This is a genomic window from Ideonella alba (genome assembly GCF_018069845.1).
Classification (GTDB): Bacteria; Pseudomonadota; Gammaproteobacteria; order Burkholderiales; family Burkholderiaceae_C; genus Ideonella; species Ideonella alba.
Genome location: NZ_JAGQDD010000001.1, coordinates 176,244 through 200,335, shown reverse-complemented (window position 1 = coordinate 200,335; position 24,092 = coordinate 176,244). Strand labels below are relative to the sequence as shown.

Below are 24,092 nucleotides of genomic sequence, written 5' to 3'. Positions count from 1 at the left end.
GGCGCTCAGGGACCGGAGGCGGCGGTGGACGCGGCCGATGCGGCGGGCGGCGGTGGCTCAGCCTCCAGGCCGATGCGCTCGACGAAGCCGCCGCCAGCGAACTCGGCGTAGCGCCAGTCGCCATCCACGCTCACCACGCCCTCGGGCGGCGCGTCAGCGGCCACCGGCACGCCCTTCAGCGCCTGCTGCATGTAGCCCAGCCAGGCCGGCAGCGCCAGGCCGCCGCCGCTCTCGCGTGCGCCCAGGCTGCGCGGCTCGTCGTAGCCGATCCACACCACCGCCACCACCGCCGGCTGGAAGCCGGCGAACCAGGCGTCGACCGCGTCGTTGGTGGTGCCGGTCTTGCCGTACACATCCGGTCGCTTGAGCGTGGCCTGGGCGCGCGCCGCGGTGCCGCTGCGGGTGACCTCCTGCAGCAGCGCGCGGGTGATGAAGGCGTTGCGTGCCGGCAGGACACGCTCGCCGTCGGCCGCGCTGGCAGCGGCCGACGGGGGCGGTGGCGCGCTGGCCGCCTGCGGCGCCGAGGCCGCTTCGATCGTGGCCGCTGCTGACGCGGCCAGCGGCGCCGACTCCACCAGCGCGGGCGCGGCCGGCGCCTCGTAGAGCACCGTGCCCTGGGCGTCGACGATCTTCTCGATCACCCGCGGCGTGACCTTGAAGCCGCCATTGGCGAACACCGCATAGGCGGCGGCCATCTGCATCGGCGTGACACTGCCGGCGCCCAGCGCCAGCGTCAGGTTGTCCGGCTGCTTGTCGCGCTCCAGGCCGAAGCGCTCGGCCCAGTCGCGCACCGTGGGCACGCCGATCTGCTGCAGCAGGCGCACGCTGACCAGGTTCTTCGACTTGGCCAGCGCCTGGCGCAGCGTCAGCGGGCCGTCGAACTGGCCGTCGCTGTTCTGCGGGCTCCAGTCGCCGATGGTCAGCGGCGCATCGTTGATGCGGGTGGCCGGCATCACGCCCTGCTCCAGCGCCGCGGAATACAGCAGCGGCTTGAAGCTGGAGCCAGGCTGGCGCCAGGCCTGGGTGGCGTGGTTGAAGGGCTGGCGCGCGAAGTCGTAGCCGCCCACCAGCGCGCGCACGCGACCGGTAGCGCTGTCCAGCGCGACCAGCGCGCCCTCGGCCTCGGGCCACTGGGCGATGGTCCAGCCGCCCTTGGCGGTGGCGGCCACGCGGATGATCGAGCCGCGCTGCACGCGCAGCGCGTCGCTGGCCTTGGGGCCCAGGCCGCTTTGCGCCAGACGCAGGCCGTCGCCGCTGAGGGTGACCGTGTCGCCGTTGGCCAGGCGGGCGGTCAGCTCGCGCGGGCTGGCCTGCAGCACGATGGCCAGGCGCAGGTCCTCGTCGTCGCGGCTGTCCTTCAGTGCCGCCGCAATGGCCGCGTCATCGGCGTCGTCGGGCAGGGTCACCTCGTCCTCGGGGCCGCGCCAGGGCTGGCGGCGCTCGTGCTCCAGCAGGCTCTTGCGCAGCGACAGCCAGGCCGCCTGCTGCTCGGCCGCGACCAGCGAGGTAGTGACCTTGACCCCGGTGGTGTAGGCCTTGTCGCCCAGCCGCGCGAACACCTCGCGCCGGGCCATCTCGGCCACATGCTCGGCATGCACGTCGGTCTGGCCCTGGGTGCGCACCACCAGCTTTTGCGCCAGCGCAGCGTCGTGCTCGTCCTGGGTGATGGTGCCGGTGGCCAGCAGCCGGCCCAGCACCACGTGCTGGCGCGCGGTGGCGCGTTCGAAGTGGGTGATCGGGTTGGCGAAGCTGGGGTTCTTGGGCAGGCCGGCGAGCATGGCCATCTCGGCCACGCTGCACTCGGCCAGCGGCTTGCCGAAGTACACCCGCGCCGCGGCACCAAAGCCATAGGCGCGCTGGCCCAGGTAGATCTGGTTCATGTACAGCTCGAGGATCTGGTCCTTGCTGAGCTGCTGCTCGATCTTCAGCGCCAGCGCCGCTTCCTTGAGCTTGCGCTCCAGGGTGCGGCGCGACGACAGGTAGAAGTTGCGCGCCACCTGCTGGGTGATGGTGGACGCCCCCTCGCGCCGACCGGCCAGGTTGGCCAGCAGCGCGCGCGCAATGCCGCGGTAGTCGATGCCGCCATGCTCGCGAAAGCGCACGTCCTCGACCGCCACCAGGATGTCCTGCATGCGCGGCGGGATCTGCGCCAGCGGCAGGAACTCGCGCCGCTCGCTGCCGAACTGCGCGATCTCGATGCCCTCGCGCGTGAGCACCTGCAGCGGCTGGCGCGGCTGGTAGTGGGTCAGCTCATCCAGCGGCGGCAGCTGCGGGTAGATGATGGCCACCGCCGCGGCCGTGGCCAGGCCCGCCAGCACGGCCAGCAGCGCCAGGATCAGCAGCAGCGACGAGAACACGAAGCCGCGGCGGCGGGCCGGTGAGGCGGGTGGAACAAGAGGCATGGGCGATCGGGCGGCCGGAACCGGGGCATTATCGGCACGGATTGGCGGGCGCTCCCCGCCCAGTTCCGGCCTTCGGTGCCGTTGGCACTCGCTAGCATCCGCGCAGGCGCCGCCGCGCCGAGGAGACGCCCATGCCCGCCTGGCTCGACGCGCTGAACCGCCATCTGCCGCTGCGCTACCTCACGCTGATCGCCCTGGCCTGCACGGCCTTGCTGGGGGCCTTCGTGTGGATCGCCACCGGCGAGGGCGCCTGGCTGGCCTTGCTGGGCGCCGCTGGCGCCGCGCTGGGCTGGCGCGACCTGCAGCAGCGCCGCCACGCGGTGCTGCGCAACTACCCGGTGATCGGCCACCTGCGCTTCCTGCTGGAGTTCATCCGGCCCGAGATCCGCCAGTACTTCATCGAGAGCGACAACGAGGCCGCGCCCTTCTCGCGCCAGCAGCGCTCACTGGTCTACCAGCGCGCCAAGGGCCAGCCCGACAAGCGCCCCTTCGGCACCCAGCTGGATGTGCACCACCAGGGCTATGAGTGGATCAACCACTCGCTGGTGCCCACCCACATCGACAGCCACGACTTCCGCGTGACGATCGGCTCGGACCGCGCCCAGCCCTACAGCGCCAGCGTGTTCAACATCTCGGCCATGAGCTTCGGCGCGCTGAGTGCCAACGCCATCCTGGCGCTCAACGGTGGGGCGCGGCGCGGCGGCTTCATGCACGACACCGGTGAGGGCTCGATCAGCGTGCACCACCGGGTGAACGGCGGCGACCTGGTGTGGGAGATCGGCTCGGGCTACTTCGGCTGCCGCGGCGACGACGGCCGCTTCAGCGAGGAGCGCTTCGTCGCCAACGCCGCCAGCCCGCAGGTGCGGCTCATCGAGATCAAGCTCAGCCAGGGCGCCAAGCCCGGCCATGGCGGCGTGCTGCCCGGCCCCAAGGTGACGCCCGAGATCGCCGCGGCGCGCGGTGTGCCGGTGGGCGTGGACTGCGTGTCGCCGGCCGCGCACTCGGCCTTCTCGACGCCGCTGGAGCTGCTGCAGTTCGTCGAGCGCCTGCGCAGCCTCAGCGGCGGCAAGCCCACCGGCTTCAAGCTGTGCATCGGCCACCCCTGGGAGTGGTTCGCGATCTGCCAGGCGATGCAGGCCAGTGGCATCGTGCCGGACTTCATCGTCGTCGATGGCGCCGAGGGCGGCACCGGCGCCGCACCGCTGGAGTTCACCGACCATGTGGGTACGCCGCTGCAGGAAGGCCTGCTGCTGGTGCACAACACGCTCGTCGGGCTGGGGCTGCGCGAGCGCATCCGCCTGGGGGCCTCGGGCAAGATCGTCAGCGCCTTCGACATCGCCCGCGCGATGGCGCTGGGCGCCGACTTCTGCAACTCGGCGCGCGGGTTCATGTTCGCGCTGGGCTGCATCCAGGCCCAGACCTGCCACAGCGGCGAGTGCCCCACCGGCGTGACCACCCAGGACCCCTGGCGCCAGCGTGCGCTGGTGGTGCCCGACAAGACCGAGCGGGTGGCGCAGTTCCACGCCAACACGCTGCATGCGCTCAAGGAACTGGTGCAGGCCGCCGGCTTGCGGCACCCGGGCGAGATCCGCGCCAGCCACATCGTGCGCCGGGTCGATGGCGACCAGGTGCGGCTGCTGGCCAACCAGCTGCGCTTCCTGGCGCCGGGTGAGCTGCTCGACGCCATCGCCGACCGGGTGCCCTGGCCGCACAAGGTCTACGAGACCTACTGGCCGCTGGCCCGGCCGGACAGCTTCGCCCCACGCGCCTGAATGAAAAAAGCCCCGCCAGTTGGCGGGGCTTCGCAGCTGGCGGGCGGCGCACCGTGGCGCCGCAGCGGCTCAGCGCACGGTCGCGCGGGCGAGCGTCACCGTGTTGGTGCTGAAGGTCTCCCAGTGCGCCGGGTTGGCCGGGTCGCCCAGGGCCTTGAGCACCTCGATGGTCACCGTGTAGTCACCATCCGGCTGCACGCCCTTGGTGGTGGTGCCGTCCCAGGCGAAGGCGAAGGTGCCGGTGGCGGTGCTGTTGCGGCCCAGGTACTGGTCGATGCTGATGGTGCCGGCCGACTTGCCCGTGGCCTTGTCGGTGGCCTTGACGATGATCTTGCGCGACTGGTGGTCCAGGTGCAGCAGGAAGTACGGGATGTCGTCAGCCACCATCGAGTAGGTGCCGCCGGTGCTGTTGCGGTTCACGAAGCTGCCGCCGACCAGCTGGGCCAGCCAGGGGTAGCCGCTGCCACCCGAGGTCAGCACCTGGATCGACTGGTAGTCGCCCTTGAAGCCGGCGAAGGGCACGCTCAGCACCTGGCCGCCGCCCTGCGGCGTGGCCACGATGTAGCCGCCGAAGATGCTCTTGTCGGCCAGGCTGGCGTTCGCCTCGATCGTCACGTCCACCGTGGCCGTGCCCTTGGCCGGCACGGTCACCGAGCCGGCGCTGAAGCTCACCGTCGACGGGGCGTTCAGCGCGGACACCGTGAAGGTGTTCGGGCCGGTGGCCAGGGCGGCGTTGTGCGACAGGTCGTAGGTGACGGCGCTGGTCGAGTTGTTCTTCAGCGTGATGGTGCGGGTCTGCGCCATGCCGGAGGTCTCGCCCACCGAGATCTCGCTGGTCTGCGCCACCACCGGCGCCTGCACGGCAGCCGGGATGTTGATCAGGCCGGCGCCCTGGCGGTGCACCATGTCCAGGAAGCCCGAGCTGGGCTGGGCATTGAAGAGCTTGGGCACGGCCGTGTTCTGCAAGCGGCGCTTGACGTTGGACGGCGACAGCGTCGGGTCGGCCTGCAGCATCAGCGCAGCGGCGCCGGCGACGTGCGGCGAGGCCATCGAGGTGCCGGACAGCGAGGTGTAGCCGCCCTTCTCCAGCGGGTAGGTCGAGTAGATCGAGCCGCCGGGCGCGCCCAGGTTGGGCTTGAGGCTCAGGTCGGCCGCCAGGCCCCAGGACGAGAAGCTCGAGATCAGGCCACCGGTCGGGTTGGGGATGCTGATCACGCCGGACTGCCAGTCCATCGAGGCGCTGCCCGCCTGGATCTGGGCATCGATCGTGGCGCCATCGGCGGCGCTGATCGCGACCACCGGGATGGTGATCGGCGGCGTGCCGGCCACGGTCGGGTTGATCAGGCCGGTGGTGTTGTTGTAGAGGATCACGCCGGCCGCGCCGGCGGTCTGGGCGTTGAAGGCCTTGACGTAGAAGGCGCAGGTGCCGCGGCGGATCAGGGCCACCTGGCCGGTCAGGCTGCCGGCGGGCAGCGGGTTGCAGGCGTCGTTGGCGGTGCTGGTGGTGCCGGTACGGGCCAGCGGGAAGTTGCCGCTGGTGGGCGGTGTCGGCGCGCCGGTGGCGGCCAGGTAGCCCACGTCGGCGGCGCCGGCCGTGAAGTGGCTCAGCGCCATCGCGGTGTTGTCGAACGAGGCGACACCGATGACCTTCTTGCCCACGCCCGGTGCACCGGCCGCATACAGGCCGCTGGTGCCGGAGTTGCCGATCGAGGCCACCATCACCACGCCGGCCTTGACCAGGTTGTCAGCCGCCTTGGCGGTGGGGTAGTCAGGCCACTGGAAGGACGAGCCGATGCTCTGGTTGACGACCTGCATGCCGTCGGCCAGCGCGCGCTCCATGGCCGCGGCCATGATGTCGGAATCGGTGGTGCCGTTGCAGCCGAAGACGCGGTAGGCGCCGAAGGTCACGTTGGGCGCCACGCCCTTGAGCGTGTCGCCGTTGGCGCCGACGATGCCGGCCACGTGCGTGCCGTGACCGCCGCAGTCATCGGGGTTGGCATCGGGCACCGGGGTGGTGCCGAGGTCGGCGTTGTAGTCGTCACCGACGAAGTCCCAGCCGGTGACCACACGCGGGTTGGGGAAGCCGGGGGTGCCGCCGTTGAGCGCCGGGTGGTCGACGTCGACACCGGTGTCGATGATGCCCACCTTCACGCCCTGGCCGGTCAGGCCCATCACGTTCTGCGCGTAGTCGGCGCCGGTCATGGCCAGCGCGGTCATCATTGCCGGACCCACGTCACCCGGGGCGCGCTCCACCTTGGGCGCGGGGATGATCGAGACCGGGTGCACCGCCTTGACGCCCGGCAGGCGCTCGATGCGGGCCTTCTCGGCCGGCGTGGCGCGCACCGACACGCCGTTGAACAGGCGCTCGAAGCTGTAGCGCTCCTTCATCTGGATGCGCGCCGCGGCCACCGCCTGGCGGAAGGCGGCCTTCTCGGAGCGGATGCGGTCGCTGCGACCACCCTCGACGGTGGGGGCCGACTTGAATTCGACGAACCACAGGTCGGGAGAGCGCTGCACGCTCTGCGCGGACACGCTCTGGGGGGCGGCGGGGGCGGCCTGGCCGGCGGTCACGCCCATCATCAGGGCAGCGGCGGCGCTGGCGATCAGCGTCTGGCGGTTGACTTTCACTTCGAGAAGACTCCAGGGTTGGAAACCCGGGCCGGATGGGCCCGGTGAATGCGCCCGCTTCTGGCGGAACGCCGCTGCCTGTCGCAAGAAGAGTGCCCGTGGACGAACACGCGTCCGCGACCGGACGAGGCGCGATGTTTCGTCATGCGGCGGCCAGCCGCGCTGCGGAGTTACCCGAGAAAATCACTGGGGCGAGCGACCACCCCCTAAGCATAGGGGCCTGCCGGGACGACCCGTCACCCGCGCGACAGCGTCGCGCCAGAGCGCCCGTCAGCCCTGAGGCAGGGTGTCGGTGAAGCTGGGCCGGGCGGCCAGCTTGTCGAACAGGCGCTGCAGGTTGGGATGCTCGGCGCGCCAGTCGATGTCGGGAAAGCGGTAATCGAGGTAGCCCAGGGCCACGCCCACCGCGATGTCGGCCAGGCTCATGTGGATGCCCACGCAGAAGGCCTTGTCGCCCAGGCCCTGGCTCATCGCACGCAGCGCGCTGTGCACGCGGCTGAGCTGGCGCTCGATCCAGGCGCCGCTGCGCTGCTCCGCCGTGCGCCCCGGCCAGACGGCCTCCAGACGGGCAGCGATGCTGGCGTCCAGCAGGCCGTCGGCCAGCGCCTCCCAGGTGCGCACCTCGACGCGCTCGCGGCCGCTGGGCGGGATCAGCTTGCCCACCGGCGACAGCGTGTCGACGTACTCGACGATCACGCGCGAATCGAAGATGGCCTCGCCCGCATCCATCACCAGGCACGGCACCTTGCCCAGCGGGTTGGAGGTGAGGATCTGGTCGTTGCCCCACACATCCTCGAGCACGAAGTGGTAGTCCAGCTTCTTCTCGGCCAGCACGACGCGAACCTTGCGGACGTAGGGGCTGGTGAGGGATCCGATGAGTTTCATGCGTGGGGAAGGCGGCGGCTGGGCGCAGGGTGCACGGCGATTCTATCGATGCACTTTCTCACGGACGGTCACAGTCCGGAAGTCACCAACCGTAAAATGCGGGCATGTCGCGCGCCGCCCACGGTGCGCCGCCGGCGCCGCGGTCTGCCGCGCCCCAAGCCCCCTTTTCTGCCCCGAGACGCCGATGACGATCCCGACCATCACGGCCCTGTCCCCGCTGGACGGCCGCTACGCTTCCAAGCTCGCCGCGCTGCGGCCGCTGCTGTCCGAGTACGGCCTGATGCACCGCCGCGTGCAGGTCGAGGTGGAGTGGTTCATCGCGCTGTCCGACGCCGGCCTGGACGGCTTCGCACCGCTGTCCGAAGCCTCGCGCGGCCTGCTGCGTGGCCTGGTGCTGCGCTTCTCCGAAGCCGATGCACGCGCCATCAAGGACATCGAGCGCACCACCAACCACGACGTCAAGGCAGTCGAGTACTGGCTGAAGGCGCGCTTCGAGGGCCAGCCCGAGCTGAAGGCCGCCAGTGAGTTCGTCCACTTCGCCTGCACCAGCGAGGACATCAACAACACCAGCCACGCGCTGATGCTCAAGGCCGCGCGCGAGCAGGTGATGCTGCCGGCGATCGACCGCATCATCGCCAAGCTCACCGCGATGGCCCAGGCCTTCGCGGCGGTGCCGATGCTCAGCCGCACCCACGGCCAGACGGCCAGCCCCACCACCGTGGGCAAGGAGATCGCCAACGTGGTGGCGCGCCTGCAGCGCGCACGCCAGGTGATCGCCGAGGTCAAGCTGCTGGCCAAGATGAACGGCGCGGTGGGCAACTACAACGCCCACTCGGTGGCCTACCCCGACAAGGACTGGGAGAGCTTCTCGCGCGAGGTCATCGAGCAGCGCCTGGGCCTGGTGTTCAATCCGTACACCATCCAGATCGAGCCGCACGACTACATGGCCGAGCTGTTCGACGCCTTCACGCGCCTGGACACCATCCTGATCGACTTCTCGCGCGACGTGTGGGGCTACATCTCGCTGGGCTACTTCAAGCAGAAGCTCAAGGACGGCGAGGTGGGCTCGTCGGCCATGCCGCACAAGGTCAACCCGATCGACTTCGAGAACGCCGAGGGCAACTTCGGCCTGGCCAATGCGCTGCTGGCGCACCTGGCGCAGAAGCTGCCGATCAGCCGCTGGCAGCGCGACCTGACCGACTCCACGGTGCTGCGCAACATGGGCGTGGCGCTGGGCTATGCGCTGCTGGGCTATGACTCGCTGGCGCGTGGTCTGGACAAGCTCGAGCTGAACGCCGCCGCGCTGGCCGCCGACCTGGACGACAGCTGGGAAGTGCTGGCCGAGGCCATCCAGACCGTGATGCGCCGCCACGCGCTGCCGCAGCCCTACGAGCAGCTCAAGGCCTTCACCCGCGGCAAGCCGATGACGCGCGAGCTGATCCAGGGCTTCGTGGCCGACCTGCCGCTGCCCCAGGCCGAGAAGGACCGCCTGCTGGCGATGACGCCGGCCGACTACACGGGCCGCGCCGCCGCGCTGGCCGGTCGCATCGGCGGCTGATCCGCCTCGGGCGCCGTTTCAGCGCCCGCGCGACGCGTCCGCCACCGCCACCTGGGTGTCGAGCGGCACCGGTGGGCGGGGCGCCGCGGCCTGCGCGCCCTCCGTAAAGGCGCTGGCCGGCCCCAGCGCGCTCAGGCCCAGCTGGATCAGCAGGGTCGCCGTCACGGCCGAGCCGCCCAGCACCAGCAGCGGTGACCAGGAGGCCCAGCGCGTGGGCGCCTCGGTGTGCCGCTTGGGGTGCGGTGGGGTGGTCGTGGGTGGCGTCATCTGCGGTCCCTCGTCGTGCCTGGCCGGATCGTGCGGCCGGATCGTGATCTCTCCATGACATACGCAGAATCCGGCGCGAACCGGACAAGCCGTCACCCAAACAGGCGACAGCGGCTCAGCGGGCGCTGAGCCCGCCGATCGCCCGGACGCGGGCTGCCCAGGGCGACTCGCCCACCGGCGCGACGCCGGCCGCCCCGGCGCCGCAGGCCAGGGCCAGCCGGGCCGCCAGGTCGGCGGTGCTGCCCATGGGCGCGGCTGCTGCGGTCCGGTCCTCGGGCGTCGACACCGCCTGACACGCCTCGGCGGCCCGACCGCTGCGCCACAGCGCCTCGGCGCGCAGCCACCGGGCGTCGTGCCACTCCAGCGCGCCGATCTGCGCCCGCACCGGGGGCGTCAGCAGCGCCAGGGCGGCGTCAGCGGCGGTCTCGGCGGCCACCCAGTCGCCGGCAAAGGCCTGGGCCTGGGCGCGCCAGACCGCCACGCTGGCACGGGCGCGCTGGCGGGGGATCTCGCCGCCGCGCTCTTCCATCGCCACGGCCACCGTCTCCCACTGGTCAAGCGCGGCCAGAGCGGCCGGCCGACGCGCCGGCTCGGTGGCCAGGGCCAGCGTGGCCACCAGGGCCTCGGCGGCGGCCAACTTGCGCCGGTAGGCGGGCGTGGCGGCGATCCGGGCCCCCTCCTGCCGCGCGCGCGCCAGCGTGGCCTGCGCGCCGCGGGCGTCGCCGGCGCCGGCCTGGGCGATCGCGCGCTCGAGCAGCCAGACCGCATGGGTGACCAGCGGCGCCTGGCCGTAGCGGCGCTCCAGCCCGGCCAGCGCGCGCTCGGAGTGGGTCAGCGCGTCGGGCCAGCGGCCCATGGCGGTGTAGGTCTCGACCAGCTGGCGGTGCAGGTTGGGCACGGTCAGCAGGTCGTCGCTGGCGGCGCTGTCGCCGTCCCAGGCCTGCAGCAGCGAACGCAGCAGCACCAGCGCTGCCTGGGGCTGACCCACGCGGCGGTGCCAGCCGGCCAGGCGCAGGCCGGTCTGGGTGGTGTCGGGGTGGCGCAGGCCCAGGCCGTCCTCGCCGCGGCGAAAGGCGGTCTGCAGCAGGCGGCCGGCCTCGTCGATGTGGCCGCGCATCATCTGCACTTCGGCCAGCTCGACCTCGGGCTGGGTGTAGGCGAAGGGCTGGATCGACGGCGTGGCGCGCATGATGGCCAGCGCCTGTTCATACAGGGACACGGCATCGTCCAGGCGGCCCTTGGCGTCCCAGCGCACCCGGGCCAGCAGCATCAGCGCCTGTGCGCGCTGCATCGGCAGGGTGCCGGGCGCGTTGGACAAGGCCACCGCCTGCTCCAGCGCCTGCTCGGCCTGGTCGGCATGGCTTTCCTCGTCGACCTGGCCGCGCACCAGCCAGTAGTGCATGCGCAGCGCATCGTCCAGCGGCACCTGGTCCAGCAGCGCCTGGGCCTGTTGCAGCCGGGTCTGGGCGGCGGCGGAGTCGGACTCGAACAGCACCTCGGCCAGCAGCGTCAGCGAGCGAAAGCGCTGCGGCGAGGCCGCGCCCAGGCGCTGGCGCGCCAGCTCCTCCAGCGCGGTGGCCATCTGCAGCCGGCCAGGGGCCGAGCCGACGTCCTCGTACAGGTGCAGCAGCGCCAGCAGCAGGTCGAACTGCACCCCGGGGTCGGCCACCGGCTGGCGCAGCAGCTGCTGTGCCGACAGGTCCAGCAGCTCGCGCGCAGTGACCTGGCCGCCGCGCCTGGGGTTGGCGTTCAGCCAGGACACCGGCTTGTACAGGTCCAGCACGAAGTCGCGCGTGGCCTGGGCGCGCAGCGCCTCGCGCTGGGCCAGGCGCGCCTGCTGCCAGGAGAACACCGAGCTGGCCACCAGGGCCAGCGCGACCACACCGCCGGCCGCCACCGCCAGCCGGTGGCGGCGCACGAAGACGCGGCTGCGGTAGAGCCAGCTGTCCGGCTGCGCCAGCACCGGCTGGCCGTCCAGCCAGCGCTGCAGGTCGGCGCGCAGCTCGGTGGCACCGGCGTAGCGCTGCGCCGGATCGGTGCGCAGCGCCTGCAGCACGATCGCGTCCAGGTCGCCCCGCAGGGCCTGGGCCAGGCGGCGCGCGGTCAGGCCGCGCCGGCCGGCCGCGCCCGCGGCCACGCGGGCGCTGGGCCGCGTGGTGTCGCCCTGCAGCACCGCGGTCTCAAGCTGCGCCGCCGAGCGGTGCCTGAGCCGGTAGGGCAGCTCGCCGCACAGCAGCTCATGCAGGATCACGCCCAGCGCATAGACATCGCTGGCGGTGGACAGCGGCTCGCCACGCAGCTGCTCGGGGCTGGCGTAGTCGGGCGTCAGCGCGCGGCCGCCCAGCGCAGTGAGCTGGGTGTCATGGGTGCGGTCATCGTCGCCCAGCAGCTTGGCGATGCCGAAGTCCAGCAGCTTGACCTGCCCCTGCTGGTCGACCAGGATGTTGCCGGGCTTGAGGTCGCGGTGCAGCACCAGCTGCGCGTGCGCATGGGCCACCGCGTCCAGCACCTGCAGGAAGATGCGCACCCGGCCGCGCGGCGAGCGGGTGCGCTCGTCGCACCAGGTGGTCAGCGGCGCGCCCTGCACATGCTCCATCGCCAGCCAGGGCTTCTGGCCGTCGAGGCCGGCGTCGTAGAGCCGCGCGATGTGCGGGTGGTCCAGCCGCGCCAGCAGGTCGCGCTCACGCGCCAGGCGCTCGGCCAGGTCGTCGCGCCAGGGCAGGTGCAGCGGCAGCTTCAGCGCCACCTGGCGCTCGTAGGCGCCGTCGGCACGGCAGGCGCTCCAAACCTCGGCCATGCCGCCGGTGCCCAGCAGCGCCTGCAGCGCCCAGGGGCCGATGCGCTCGCCGGGCTGGCGGCTGGCGCGCGCGGGTGGCCGCTCACCCAGCGGCGGCGGGGCCTGCAGCGCGGGATGGGTCTGGGCGCGCTCGTGCGCCGCCAGCAACGCGTCCAGCTCGTCCAGCGCGTCGGCCGGGCCCTGCAGCGCGGCGCGCCAGGCGGCGCGCTCGGCCGGGTCCTCGCGGTCCAGCGCCTCGTCCAGCCAGGCCGAGACGCGCTGCCAGCGCGCCCGCGCAGCCTGAGCGGCCGGGTCGGCGTCGTCGCTCACGACATCTGCGCCATCAGGAAGGCGCGCGCCTTCTCCCAGTGCCGGCGCACGCTGCGCTCGGTCAGCGACAGCAGCTCGGCGATCTCGGCCTGGCTGTAGCCGGCGAAGTACTGCATCTCGACCACGCGGGCCAGCGTGGGGTCGAGCTTGTCGAGCTCTTCCAGTGCGGCGTGGATCTCGATCAGGGTCTCGTCGGCCGCGGCGGCCGGGTGCTCGGTGGGCGAGAGATCATCCAGCGCGACATGGTCGCTGTCGCCGCCGCGGCGCATCGCCTGCTGCTCGCGCGCCAGGTCGATGATCACGTGGCGCATCACCGTGGCCGCGTAGGTGAAGAAGTGCTTGCGGTCGTCCAGCGCCAGCGAGCGCGCGCGGGTGAAGCGCAGAAAGCTCTCATGCACCAGCTCGGTGGTGCTCATCAGCGGCGCCTGGCCGCGCACGTACAGGCGCGCATGGGCGATGCGCCGCAGCTCCGGGTAGAGCTCGGAAAACAGGTGCTCGACCGCGCCCGGCTGGCCTTGCACGGCCCGCTGGATCCACACGGTCAGTGACGGCGCTTCGGCCATGACCCCTCCGCCCGAAGGACATTGACGGCGCGCAGCATAGCGCCCAGGCCCGCCCCGCAGTGAACCGGTCGTCCTCCTAGAATGAGGGGATGAGCTTCGCCCGCATGCTGGCCGCCGCGACGGCCCGACACGACTCGCTGCTGTGCGTCGGTCTGGACCCGGACCCCGCCCGCTTCCCGGCCGGCATGAAGGGCGACGCCAGCCGCATCTTCGACTTCTGCGCCCGCATCGTCGATGCCACCAAGGACCTGGTCTGCGCCTTCAAGCCGCAGATCGCCTACTTCGCCGCCCACCGCGCCGAGGACCAGCTCGAACAGCTGATGGCCTACATCCGGCGCAACGCCCCCGAGGTGCCGGTGATCCTGGACGCCAAGCGCGGCGACATCGGCTCGACCGCCGAGCAGTACGCCCGCGAGGCCTTCGTGCGCTACCAGGCCGACGCGGTGACGCTGTCGCCGTTCATGGGCTTCGACTCGATCGAGCCCTACCTGCCCTACGACGGCAAGGGCCTGATCCTGCTGTGCCGCACCTCCAACCCCGGCGGCTCGGACCTGCAGTTCCAGACGCTGGACAGCGGCGACCGGCTGTTCGAGCATGTCGCCCGCCTGGCCGCCGGTGCCTGGAACCGCGACGGCCGGCTGGGCCTGGTGGTGGGCGCCACCTTCCCGCAGGAGCTGGCGCGGGTGCGCGAGCTGGCGCCCACGCTGCCGCTGCTGATCCCGGGCGTCGGCGCCCAGGGCGGCGACGCCGCCGCCACGGTGCGCGCCGCCTGGCGGCCGGACGGGCCGATCATCGTCAACTCGTCGCGGGCCGTGCTCTACGCGGGCGCCGGCGAGGATTTCGCGGCGCAGGCCCGCACCGTGGCGCTGGCCACCCGGGCGGAGCTGGCCGCAGCGCGCGGCTGACGCGACCGCTTGCACGTCGGCATGCCCGGACCGCCTGGTTTGCCGCGACACTTGGGGACATGTCCGTGAACCCGCCCGAGACCCCGTCCACCAGCCGCATGGCGTCGGTGGGTGGCCGGCATGGCCTGGCGTGGGGGCTGCTGGCGACGGGCGTGATCGGGGTGCTGCAGCCGCTGGACGGCGTGCCCGGGTGGGCGCTGCGCGGGCTGGGCCTGCTGGCGCTGGCGCTGGCGGCGTGGCAGGTGCACCGCCAGCGCGAACAGCGCGAGACCGGGCTGCTGCGCCAGGCGCGCTCGCTGTCGATGGAACTGGCCCTGTCGGCCGACCTGCACTTCGAGCTGGACGCCGACGGCCGTCTGCGCCGCTACCAGCACGCCGCGGGCGTGCAGGGCCTGCTGGAGCCGGGCGACCGCGGCCGCCTGCCCTGGGACTGGCCCGGCATGACGATCGCCTCGACCGACCTGGTGCGCCTGCAGGCCGCGCTGGCCCAGTCGCTGCCGCTGCGCGACCTGCCGCTGTCGCGCATCGACGGCGCGGCGCGTGAGCGCCACCTGCGCCTGTCGCTGGGCGCGATGCCTGACGGCCGCTTCGGCGGCGTGCTGCGCGAGGTCAGCAGCGAAGTCGAGACCCTGCGCGCGCTGCACCTGAGCCAGGCGCGCTACCAGGAGCTGGTGCGCCGCCTGCCGCTGCCGCTGGTGCTGCACCGCGAGGGCGTGGTGATCGACGCCAACCCGGCCGCGGTGGCGCTGCTGGGCCACGGCGAGCTGGCCACGCTGCTGGGCAGCAACTTCATCCAGCGCTGCATGGACGAAGACTCGCGCGTCCAGGCGCTGGCCAAGCTGCAGCAGCTGGTTCAGCTGGCGCCGGGCCGCCACCTGCCGCCCGACGAGTACCGCCTGCAACCCCAGCCCGACCGCCTGCTGACGGTGATGGCCAGCAGCGCCCAGGTCAAGGCCGAGGACGGACAGGCTGCGGTGCTGACCATCTTCACCGACGTCACCGAGCACCGCCAGGCCGAGCAGGCCCTGCAGCGCTCCGAGGCGCTGCTGAGCCACCTGGTGGCCAACAGCCCCGACCTGATCACGCTGACCGAGCTGGCCACCGGCCGCTACCTGATGGTCAACCCCAGCTTCACCCGGGTGGCCGGCTGGACCGCCGAGGAGGCGGTGGGGCACACCAGCACCGAGCTGGGCATCTGGGTCAACGAGGCCGACCGCGCCCGCTTCCTGCAGCAGCTGGCCCGCGACGGCACGGTGCGCAACCTGTCGCTGCCCTTCCGGGTGCGCGACGGCCGCACGGTGGCGATGCTGGTGTCGGCGGCGCGCTTCACGCTGGACGAGGCCGACTACCTGATCCTCAGCTGCCGCGACGTCACCGCCAGCGAGCAGGCGCGGCTGGAGCGCGAGGCCATCCTGGAGAACGCCCAGATGGGCATCGCGCTGACCCGCGACTACCACTTCCTGATGGCCAACCCCCGCTTGGAGCAGATGCTGGGCTGGCCGGTGGGCTCGCTGGCCGGCCGCCATGTCGGCCTGGTGTGGGCCGACCAGGCCGAGTTCGAGCAATTGGCCAACACCCTGGTGCCGCGCCTGAATGCCGGCGAGCAGGTCGAGCTCGAGCGCCCGATGCTGCGGCGCGACGGCAGCAGCTTCATCGCCCGCGTGCTGGCCAAGGCGGTGGACCCGGGCCAGCCGCAGCGCGGCACGATCTGGTTTGCCGAGGACATCACCCAGCGCCGCCAGACCGAGCGCGCGCTGGCCCGCGCCCGCGACGATGCCGAAGCCGCCAGCCGCGCCAAGAGCGCCTTCCTGGCCAGCACCAGCCACGAGATCCGCACGCCGCTCAACGCGCTGCTGGGCCTGGCGCGGCTGGCGCGCAATCCGTCGATCGACGAGACCCGCCGGCGCCAGTACATCGACCAGATCAGCGACAGCGCCGAGACGCTCTCGGGCATCCTGTCGGACATCCTGGACCTGTCGAAGATCGAGGCCGGCAAGATGCACCTGGACCTGGTCACCTTCGACCTGGGCCTGCTGCTGACCTCGCTGCACCAGGCCTATGGCGCGCTGGCCGACACCAAGGGCCTGGGCTTCCAGGTGCAGCGCGACGAGGACCTGCCCGAGGCGGTGCTGGGCGACTCGGTGCGGGTGCGCCAGATCCTCAGCAACTTCCTGAACAACGCGCTGAAGTTCACCGAGCGCGGCGAGATCCGGCTGGCGGCGCGGGTGGTGCGCACGGGCCTGCTGCGCTTCGAGGTCACCGACACCGGGCCGGGCATCGCCGCCGAGTTGCAGGCCCGGCTGTTCCGCCCCTTCGTGCAGGGCGACGAGGCGATGTCGCGGGCCTTCGGCGGCACCGGGCTGGGCCTGTCGATCTCGCGCGAGCTGGCCGAGATGATGGGCGGGCGCGTGGGCGTGGTCAGCGTGCCCGGCCAGGGCAGCTGCTTCTGGGCCGAGCTGCCGCTGGCCTCGGCCGATCCGGCCGATGTCGACTCCGGCTCGACCAACGGCGACGCCGACCCGATCCAGGGCGCGCGCCTGCTGATGGTGGAGGACAACCCGGTCAACATGATGATCGCGGTGGCGCTGCTGGAACAGTGGGGCGCCGAGGTCTCGCAGGCCGGCGACGGCGAGGAGGCGATGGCCGCCGTCGACGAGGCGGTGGCCCGCGGCCATCCGTTCGACCTGGTGCTGATGGACGTGCAGATGCCGGGCATCGGCGGCCACGAGGCGGCGCGGCGCCTGCGCGAGCGCTACGACGCCCGCACGCTGCCGATCGTGGCGCTGACCGCCGCGGCGCTGGTCTCCGAGCGCGACGAGGCGCTGGGCGCCGGCATGAACGACTTCATGACCAAGCCGATCGATGCCTCGCGGCTGCGCCACACGCTCAACCGCTGGCTGCGCCCTAGTTCAGATAGCCCGGAATGATGGCCCAGACCTGCTGCAGCGGTCCGGTGGCGAACAGGCTCAGCGTGCACAGCACGTAGAGCGCCCCCAGCAGCCAGAACAGGCCGCGCACCTGCCAGGCCTCGCGGCCCAGGCCCAGCTGGGCCTTGGTGGCCTGCCAGGCCACCATCAGCAGCGACAGCGTCGGACACAGTGCGATGTAGCCCACCACCGACAGGCTGGTGGCGGCGTCCAGGTCGGGCACCGAGTTGACCAGCGATCCGCCGAACCACAGCAGCGCCAGCAGCAGCAGCGCGCTGTAGGCGCTCAGGCGCCACTGGGCCTGGGTGCCATGGTGGCGCTCGGCGCGGCGCAGCACCGGCTCCCACAGCGCCAGCGCCACCGTGCCCAGCGCGATCGCCAGCAGCGCGCCGGCCAGCAGGGCGTAGTACAGCGCGTCGCCGGCGGCCGGATCGATGCGCAAGCCCGGCCACCAGGGCCGCATCTGCCAGCCCGGCACCGAGGTCAGCAGCAGGAAGGCGCCGCCCAGCACCAGGTTGCCACCGACGATCAGCACCGACAACCAGCCCTGCAGGCTGAAGACCGGCAGGCCGGCGCGCGCGCGCAGTTCGGCCACCACCCAGTACGACAGGTAGGGACCCAGGCCGAACAGCAGGGTGGCCAGCAGGTAGTGCAAGCCGTGCCAGACCTGCCGCGCGGCGCTGGCGCCCTCCATCGCCGGGGCCAGCCAGGCCAGTGCGGCGCTGGCCAGGGCGACGCTGGCGCTGGCGCCCGCCAGCAGCAGCGACACGCGCGCCCAGGTGGGCAGGCCGCCGCGCTCGGCGGCCTCGCCGATGTCGGGGGCCACCCAGCCGTGCGCGGCGGCGATGTCGCGCTCGAGCATCTCCATCGCGGTGTCGAAGTACTGCGCCGGCGCGAAGCGTGCGTTCTGCTGCGCCAGCCGGCGGATCGATGCCGGCAGCTGGCTGGCCGGCGGCATGTCGGGGGCGCCCACCACCAGCGGGAACACGCGCTTGCCGCTGTCCAGCGCCTCGCGGATCTCGGCCAGCATCACGTCGGGCTCGTCCGGGCTGTGCTCGGCGAACAGCTCCATGAAGCGCGGCCCCACCAGCACCACCACCGCGGTGGCCTCCTGCACGCGCTCGTGCAGCCGCGCGTCCCAGTCGATGCCCGAGGGCAGTTCGCGGTCGATGAACACCGCATCGCCACCGAAGCGCGCCTGCAGCCGCTCGTGCACGCGCAGCGCGGCGTGCTCGGAATCGGCGCGGCGGTAGGAGATGAAGATGCGCGGCTCGGGCATGGTGCTGGTCATGCACTCTGGCGCGCGGTGCCGGGCACCGCAAGCTCCGGCTTAGGGGGCCTGGGCCGGGGTCAGGGCCGGGGGGATCAGGCCAGCGGCAGGCTGCGCCGGCGCTGGCCCGTCAGCACGAACAGCGCATTGGCCAGCGCCGGCGCCACCGGCGGCACGGCCGGCTCGCCCATGCCCGTGGGCGCGCGGCTGCTGGGCACCAGGTGGGTCTCGATCGCCGGGGTCTCGCGCAGCGTCAGCGGCATCTGTGCCGGGAAGTTGGTCTGCTGCACCACGCCGCCGACGATGTCGATGCGGCCCGACAGCGCCGCCGACAGGCCGAAGATGAGGCTGCCCTCGACCTGCTGGGCCACGCCGTCCGGGTTGATCGCGGTGCCGCAGTCGACCGCGCAGACGGCGCGGTGCACGCGCGGGCGGCCGCCCTCGAGCGACACCTCCAGCACCAGCGCGACGATGCTGCCGAAGCTCTCGTGCAGCGCCAGCCCGCGCGCCCGTCCGGCGGCGGGCGGCTGGCCCCAACCGGCCTTCTCGGCGGCCAGGCGCAGCACCGCAGCGTGGCGCGGGGCCTCGTCCAGCATCGCCAGCCGGAACGCCAGCGGATCGCGCCTGGCGGCATGCGCCAGCTCGTCGATGAAGCCCTCGGAGAAGAAGGCGTTGTGGCTGTGGCCCACCGCGCGCCAGTTGCCGATCGGCACGCCGCTGCGCGTGGCCACATGGCGCATGCGCTGGTTCGGGATGGCGTAGGGCAGGTCGTACAGGCCCTCGGCAGCGGTCTTGTCCGGCGTGTCGATCGGGCCCGACAGCCAGGGCACGTTGCGCGCCATCCAGCGCGGCGTGATCGCGTCGCCGCTGCTGTGGATGCTCAGCGCGCGGATGCGGCCCTGGCTGTCCAGCGCGGCGCGCAGCAGCGCCGCACCGGCGGGCCGGTACAGGTCGTGGCCGAAGTCCTCCTCGCGCGGCCACAGCAGCTGCACCGTCTGGCCGGGCAATTGCTGCGCCAGCGCGACCGCCTGCACCACGCTGTCGACTTCCAGCCGGCGGCCGAAACCGCCGCCCGACAGCGTCATGTGCAGCTGCACCTGCGACTCGGGCACCCCCGCCTGGCGGGCGGCGGCGGCGCGCGCCAGGCCGGGCACCTGGGTCGGCGCCCAGACCTCGACGCCCTGCGCATCGACCCGCGCGGTGGCGTTCATCGGCTCCATCGTCGCGTGGGCCAGGTAGGGCGCGTGGTAGAGCGCCTCCACCACCTCGGCCGAGCGCGCCAGCAGGCCGGTGGCGTCGCCGTCGGCGTGGAAGGAGAAGCCGGCGTCCTCGGCCGCGGCGCGCCGGGCCTCGTCCTGCAGCGACTGCAGGATGCGCGCCGAATCGGCGCCGCCGCGCTCGGGCGGCAGGGCCTCGACGTCCAGCGCCCGCAGCGCCATCAGGGCCAGGCCGGTGTTGGTGGCCACCACCGCCACCGACTCGGTGCCGTCGGCCGGTGCCGGCAGGCGGTGGATGCCCAGCACGCCGGGCATGGCCCGCACCGCGGCCTCATTGCGCAGCGCGCCGATGCGCCCGCCCAGCGCTGGCGCGTGGCGCAGCGCCGCGAAGCGCTGCCCGGGCTGGCGCACGTCGATGCCGAAGCGGGCCTGGCCACGGCTCTTGGCCGGCGCATCCAGGCGCGGTTGCGGCTGGCCGATCAGCGTCCATTGCTCGCGCGGCTTGAAGCGCACCTCGCCGGGCCGCGTGGTCTGCGCCGCCGCGGCCAGCTCACCGTAGTGGGCCTGCTGGGCGCCCGCATGGCGCACCACGCCGGCCTCGACCGTCAGCTCGGCCACCGGCAGCTTCCATTGCAGCGAGGCGGCGCCCAGCAGCTGCGCCCGGGCGGTGGCGGCGGCCAGTCGCAGCGTGTCCCAGCTGTCGGCCAGCGTCGATGAGCCGCCGGTGACGACGATGCCCAGTTCGCGCGCCAGCTTGCGCACCATCCACTGGCCCAGGCGCACATCCAAGGTTTCGCGGCCGGGCTCGGTGTGGCGGGGATGGAAGGGCAGGCTGGCTTCGAACGCCGCGAGGTTGCCGTAGATCTTCTCGTGCGGCGCTTCGATCGGCTGCACCTGGTCCAGGCGCAGGTTCATCTCCTCGGCCACCAGCATCGCCAGCGCCGTGTGCACGCCCTGGCCGATCTCGGCCCAGGGCATGGCCAGGTGGACCTGGCCGTCGGGGCGCACCGCAATCCAGCCGTTCAGGCCAACCGCGCCCGCTGCCGACGGCAGCGTGTCGGGGCCGCCCAGGCGGCTGCGCGGCGGCAGGCCGCTCCAGCCCACCACCAGGGCACCGGTGCCGCCCAGCACCGACCACAGCCAGGTGCGACGCGTCAGGCCCATGGCTGGCCCTCGCGCAGCCAGCGCGCCGCGGTGTGGATGGCGGCGCGCACCCGGGGGTAGGTGCCGCAGCGGCAGAGGTTGGTGATCGCCGCGTCGATGTCGGCGTCGCTGGGCTTTCGGTTGCTGCGCAGCAGTGCCTCGGCGGCCATCAGCATGCCGCTCTGGCAGTAGCCGCACTGCGGTACCTGGTGCTGTATCCAGGCGCGCTGCAGCAGGTGCGGCTTGTCGGGCGTGCCCAGACCCTCGATCGTGCGCACCTGGCGCCCGGCCGCTGCGGCCACCGGCAGCACGCAGGCGCGCTGCGGCTGGCCGTCGATCTGCACCGTGCAGGCGCCACAGGCGGCCACGCCACAGCCGAACTTGGTGCCGGTGAGCCCCAATTCATCGCGCAGCGCCCACAACAGGGGCATGTCGGGCGGGACGCGGGCGTCGTCCAGGTCCACCGCGCGTTGGTTCACAGTCAGGCGGGTCATCGATCGGTCCAGGCAGGGCCGCAGGGCAGGCGATGGGCACGCTTCCTGCATGTTGCGGATCGCGCCATGTCCAGCGCCGGAACGTCCGGCGCGGGGCCAGTGTGTCAGAAATTCAAGTCCAGCGCCCGCAGGGCCCGCCCGGGGTCCCCCGGCCTGGACCCAAGATCCCACCACCTCCCGACGGAGCCTTTGATGACCATCCGCTTCCACCGCGTCCCCACCCTGCTGGCCGCGGCCGCCCTGCTGGCCGCGGCCGCCCTGCTGGCCTGCGCCGGCGCCCATGCCCAGTCCAGCGTCCAGGCCTATGGCCTGATCGATGTGTCGGCCGGCCAGTTCCAGGACCCTGGCGCGGCCAAGGACCGCACCGTGGCCAGCGGCAAGATGAGCACCAGCTACTTCGGCTTCAAGGGCACTGAGGACCTGGGCGGCGGCCTCAAGGCCAACTTCGCGATCGAGAGCTTCCTGCGCGCCGACGGCGGCAACGCCGGCCGCTTCAATGGCGATGCCTTCTGGGCCCGCAATGCCTACGCCGGCCTGTCGGGCGACCTGGGCGCCATCACCGCCGGCCGCAACACCACCTCGCTGTTCGTCTCGACGCTGATCTTCAACGCCTTCGGCGACTCCTTCGGCTTCTCGCCGTCGATCCGCCACTACTTCACCAGCGGCACCGTGACCGGCGACACCGGCTGGAACAACTCCATCTCCTACAGCTCGCCCAAGTTCGGTGGCCTGTCGGCGCAGCTGCAAGTGGCCGGCAATGACGGCAATGCGCTGGGCCGCCGCTACGGCGGCAACGTGCTGTACTTCGGCGGCGCCTTCGCCGGCAGCTTCGCCTTCCAGAAGGTCAAGGAAGGCACCACCGCCGGCACCACCACCTGGCAGTTCGGCGGCTCGTACGACGCCGGCTTCGCCAAGTTCTTCGGCCAGTACGGCAAGGTGGCCAACGACACCACCAACGTCGACTACAAGCTGGGCGAAGTGGGTGCCTCGGTGCCGGTGGGCGCCTCGGGCAAGCTGCTGGCCGAATACGGCAAGCTGTCGGTCAAGAACCGCAAGACGCTGAGCCTGGGCTATGACTACGCCTTCTCGAAGCGCACCGATGGCTACGTCGTCTACATGAACGACAAGCTGCCGGTGGTGGACGCCGGCAACAGCTTCGCGCTGGGCATCCGCCACAAGTTCTGAGCCCCGCCGGGCCCTGATCCGCAGCGGCCCCTTCGGGGGCCGTTGTCATGGGCGGTTGGCGGCCGCTCAGCCCAGGCGCAGCCGGGTCGACACCGCGCCGGCCCGGCCGGCGCGGGCGCGCAGGCCCAGCTCGGTACCGGCCGGCGCGCGCACCAGCCATTCGGCCCGCGCGCGGTCGCCGGTCAGCTCGCGCTGCGGCAGGAAGGCCTGCATCGACTGCTTGGGCGCATGGCCATCCAGCTGAGGCCCCTCGATGCGGCGCGCGCCGCCCGCCAGCGTGACGCCGTCGGGCAGCTCGATCTCGAAGACGCAGGGCCGCGCCACCTGGCGCTCCAGCGCCCGCCGCGTGACATGGCTGGGCAGGTAGCCGGCATTGGCCACCTGCAGCCGCACCCGCCACAGGTCGGGGCCCAGCGGCTCGGCGCTGGCCGACTGCAGCGTCAGCTGCGGCAGCGACAGCGCGATCTGCTGCAGCCAGGCGGGGAAGCGCGCCGCCTCGCGCTCGCGCAACGCCGGCGGCGGGTTGCGCCAGAAATTCATGCGGTCCCAGCCACCGATCTCCACCGCGCCCAGCTGCGGATGGGTGAAGGGCTGCCAGTCCACGTGGGCCTGGCCACCGCACTGCTCGTCGCTCCACTTCAGCAGCTTCAGGTCGTCGTCCACCGGGTGTTCGCGGTACCAGTGGATCCAGTCGTAGCCGGTGATGCCGGCTTCCTTGTTGGGCGCCCAGATCTCGACCGTCCAGAACAGCGCGCCCAGGTGCTCGTAGAACCAGTCCTGGGTGCCGCTGATGACCTCCTTGGGGTGGTAGCGGAAGTCCTCGTAGATGCTGACGCAGGGGTAGCCGGTGAGCTGCTCGCCGATCTTGGACAGGCGCTGGTAGAGCCACAGGTCCTCGGGCGTCATGTCCTTGTCGGCCTGCATGCCCATCGGCCGCAGGATCACGCCCGAATGGGTGTGGAAGCTCACCGCCGCGCCGATGTTGGGGTGCTGGACAACGAAGTCGACCACCGCGCGCACCTCGGGCTCGCTGGCCGGGTAGGGGCCGGCGCCGATCTGCTCGAACTCCTGGCGCCAGAAGGCCGGGAAGTTGCGGTTCAGGTCCAGCCCTTCGCGGTCGCGGTTGGCGATGATGCGGCTGCCGTCGCAGCCGGCTTCCAGCAGGCCTTCGGGCATCACGCGGTAGTAGGTACCGCCAAACTCGCCGGGCTCGCGCGGGATCAGCAGGCGCGGCTCGTCCGGGTGCGGCTTCCAGCCGCCGTTGGGGTCGCGCAGGCGCATGCTGAGGATGCGGCCGTCGCCGTCGATGTCCTGCACCGTCAGGCCGTCCACCGCCGGCTCGTCGTACGGGTACGGGCGGGTGGAGGAGCGGATGTGGCGCGGCCGGTCGGCCAGCGCCAGCTCGGCACCGTCGGGGTTGATGCGCGGGCACAGGTAGAGCGTGCGGGTGTCGAGCAGGTGGGTGACCGCCGGGTCCTGGCCGTCGCGGCTGAGCAGCTGGTGCAGCCAGTACAGCACCGACGTCGAGCCCATCAGCTCGGCCGCATGGATGTTGCCGTCCACCCAGAAGGCGGGCTTGTCGGTGTCGGCGCCGGTGGCGTGGCGGCTCAGCACCACCAGCCAGATGTCGCGGCCTTCATGGCTGTGGCCCAGGCTGCGCAGCGTCACCAGGTCGGGGCGCGCGGCCGCATAGTCCCGCAGCAGCTGCGTCAGCGCGTCGTGGCGCAGGAAGGTGTCGAAGCGGGGCGTGGGCAGCGGCGTCGTCATCGC

15 protein-coding genes are annotated in these 24,092 nt (G+C 72.5%); 5 read left to right on the top strand and 10 right to left on the bottom strand.

Annotated elements, in window-relative coordinates:
• Positions 1-5: 5 nt before the first annotated feature.
• A complete protein-coding gene (locus tag KAK03_RS00795; protein ID WP_210851148.1) occupies positions 6-2,402 on the bottom strand; it encodes a penicillin-binding protein 1A in 2,397 nt (798 codons plus the stop codon).
• Between the two features lie 131 nt (positions 2,403-2,533).
• Between KAK03_RS00795 and KAK03_RS00790 the strand changes: the two genes are divergently transcribed.
• The gene (locus tag KAK03_RS00790) at positions 2,534-4,174 is read left to right on the top strand and encodes an FMN-binding glutamate synthase family protein (protein WP_210851137.1); all 1,641 of its coding nucleotides are present in this window, start codon (positions 2,534-2,536) and stop codon (positions 4,172-4,174) included.
• Between the two features lie 69 nt (positions 4,175-4,243).
• Here the strand turns inward: KAK03_RS00790 and KAK03_RS25300 are convergent, their stop codons facing one another.
• Both KAK03_RS25300 and KAK03_RS00780 read right to left on the bottom strand, forming a co-directional pair.
• Positions 4,244-6,802 carry a S8 family serine peptidase gene (locus KAK03_RS25300; RefSeq protein WP_310738426.1) on the bottom strand — a complete coding sequence of 853 codons (2,559 nt, stop codon included), beginning with the start codon at positions 6,800-6,802 and terminating at the stop codon, positions 4,244-4,246.
• 270 nt (positions 6,803-7,072) lie between these two features.
• Positions 7,073-7,687 (bottom strand): glutathione S-transferase family protein, encoded by a 615-nt coding sequence (locus KAK03_RS00780; RefSeq protein WP_210851135.1) that lies wholly within the window; start codon positions 7,685-7,687, stop codon positions 7,073-7,075.
• A 184-nt stretch (positions 7,688-7,871) separates the two neighbouring features.
• Between KAK03_RS00780 and purB the strand changes: the two genes are divergently transcribed.
• Positions 7,872-9,245, top strand: a complete 1,374-nt coding sequence (gene purB / locus KAK03_RS00775) for an adenylosuccinate lyase (protein WP_210851133.1) — start codon at positions 7,872-7,874, stop codon at positions 9,243-9,245.
• An 18-nt stretch (positions 9,246-9,263) separates the two neighbouring features.
• Here the strand turns inward: purB and KAK03_RS00770 are convergent, their stop codons facing one another.
• The 3 genes from KAK03_RS00770 to KAK03_RS00760 form a co-directional block, all read right to left on the bottom strand.
• Entirely contained in the window at positions 9,264-9,512 is a 249-nt protein-coding gene (locus KAK03_RS00770; RefSeq protein ID WP_210851131.1) for a hypothetical protein, read from the bottom strand.
• Between the two features lie 115 nt (positions 9,513-9,627).
• The gene (locus tag KAK03_RS00765; protein WP_210851129.1) at positions 9,628-12,618 is read right to left on the bottom strand and encodes a serine/threonine-protein kinase; all 2,991 of its coding nucleotides are present in this window, start codon (positions 12,616-12,618) and stop codon (positions 9,628-9,630) included.
• Positions 12,615-13,181 carry an ECF-type sigma factor gene (locus KAK03_RS00760; RefSeq protein WP_210851127.1) on the bottom strand — a complete coding sequence of 189 codons (567 nt, stop codon included), beginning with the start codon at positions 13,179-13,181 and terminating at the stop codon, positions 12,615-12,617. Before KAK03_RS00760 ends, KAK03_RS00765 begins: the two co-directional genes overlap by 4 nt.
• 89 nt (positions 13,182-13,270) lie before the next feature.
• Here KAK03_RS00760 and pyrF point away from each other — a divergent pair, with 89 nt between their 5' ends.
• Entirely contained in the window at positions 13,271-14,086 is an 816-nt protein-coding gene (gene pyrF, locus KAK03_RS00755; RefSeq protein WP_210851125.1) for an orotidine-5'-phosphate decarboxylase, read from the top strand.
• Positions 14,087-14,145: 59 nt separating this feature from the next.
• The gene (locus KAK03_RS00750; RefSeq protein WP_210851123.1) at positions 14,146-17,013 is read left to right on the top strand and encodes a PAS domain S-box protein; all 2,868 of its coding nucleotides are present in this window, start codon (positions 14,146-14,148) and stop codon (positions 17,011-17,013) included.
• On the opposite strand, the gene KAK03_RS00745 is transcribed toward KAK03_RS00750, so the two are convergent.
• The 3 genes from KAK03_RS00745 to KAK03_RS00735 form a co-directional block, all read right to left on the bottom strand.
• Positions 16,991-18,304 (bottom strand): toll/interleukin-1 receptor domain-containing protein, encoded by a 1,314-nt coding sequence (locus KAK03_RS00745; RefSeq protein ID WP_210851122.1) that lies wholly within the window; start codon positions 18,302-18,304, stop codon positions 16,991-16,993. The genes KAK03_RS00750 and KAK03_RS00745 overlap by 23 nt on opposite strands.
• Positions 18,305-18,378: 74 nt before the next feature.
• Positions 18,379-20,664 carry a xanthine dehydrogenase family protein molybdopterin-binding subunit gene (locus KAK03_RS00740; protein WP_247660854.1) on the bottom strand — a complete coding sequence of 762 codons (2,286 nt, stop codon included), beginning with the start codon at positions 20,662-20,664 and terminating at the stop codon, positions 18,379-18,381.
• Positions 20,655-21,137, bottom strand: a complete 483-nt coding sequence (locus KAK03_RS00735) for a (2Fe-2S)-binding protein (RefSeq protein ID WP_210851120.1) — start codon at positions 21,135-21,137, stop codon at positions 20,655-20,657. Before KAK03_RS00735 ends, KAK03_RS00740 begins: the two co-directional genes overlap by 10 nt.
• 192 nt (positions 21,138-21,329) lie before the next feature.
• Between KAK03_RS00735 and KAK03_RS00730 the strand changes: the two genes are divergently transcribed.
• On the top strand, positions 21,330-22,322 hold the full coding sequence (locus KAK03_RS00730) for a porin (protein ID WP_210851118.1): 993 nt from the start codon (positions 21,330-21,332) through the stop codon (positions 22,320-22,322).
• A 66-nt stretch (positions 22,323-22,388) separates the two neighbouring features.
• Here KAK03_RS00730 and KAK03_RS00725 read toward each other — a convergent pair whose 3' ends face one another.
• Positions 22,389-24,089 (bottom strand): M14 family metallopeptidase, encoded by a 1,701-nt coding sequence (locus KAK03_RS00725; protein WP_210851116.1) that lies wholly within the window; start codon positions 24,087-24,089, stop codon positions 22,389-22,391.
• Between the last annotated feature and the right edge of the window lie 3 nt (positions 24,090-24,092).

Bases quoted from the DNA above. Each gene is read 5' to 3' on its own strand.
- KAK03_RS00795 (WP_210851148.1), bottom strand. From the start codon at position 2,402: ATGCCTCTTGTTCCACCCGCCTCACCGGCCCGCCGCCGCGGCTTCGTG.
- KAK03_RS00790 (WP_210851137.1), top strand. From the start codon at position 2,534: ATGCCCGCCTGGCTCGACGCGCTGAACCGCCATCTGCCGCTGCGCTAC.
- KAK03_RS00780 (WP_210851135.1), bottom strand. From the start codon at position 7,687: ATGAAACTCATCGGATCCCTCACCAGCCCCTACGTCCGCAAGGTTCGC.
- purB (WP_210851133.1), top strand. From the start codon at position 7,872: ATGACGATCCCGACCATCACGGCCCTGTCCCCGCTGGACGGCCGCTAC.
- KAK03_RS00770 (WP_210851131.1), bottom strand. From the start codon at position 9,512: ATGACGCCACCCACGACCACCCCACCGCACCCCAAGCGGCACACCGAG.
- KAK03_RS00760 (WP_210851127.1), bottom strand. From the start codon at position 13,181: ATGGCCGAAGCGCCGTCACTGACCGTGTGGATCCAGCGGGCCGTGCAA.
- pyrF (WP_210851125.1), top strand. From the start codon at position 13,271: ATGAGCTTCGCCCGCATGCTGGCCGCCGCGACGGCCCGACACGACTCG.
- KAK03_RS00750 (WP_210851123.1), top strand. From the start codon at position 14,146: ATGTCCGTGAACCCGCCCGAGACCCCGTCCACCAGCCGCATGGCGTCG.
- KAK03_RS00745 (WP_210851122.1), bottom strand. From the start codon at position 18,304: ATGACCAGCACCATGCCCGAGCCGCGCATCTTCATCTCCTACCGCCGC.
- KAK03_RS00740 (WP_247660854.1), bottom strand. From the start codon at position 20,664: ATGGGCCTGACGCGTCGCACCTGGCTGTGGTCGGTGCTGGGCGGCACC.
- KAK03_RS00735 (WP_210851120.1), bottom strand. From the start codon at position 21,137: ATGACCCGCCTGACTGTGAACCAACGCGCGGTGGACCTGGACGACGCC.
- KAK03_RS00730 (WP_210851118.1), top strand. From the start codon at position 21,330: ATGACCATCCGCTTCCACCGCGTCCCCACCCTGCTGGCCGCGGCCGCC.
- KAK03_RS00725 (WP_210851116.1), bottom strand. From the start codon at position 24,089: ATGACGACGCCGCTGCCCACGCCCCGCTTCGACACCTTCCTGCGCCAC.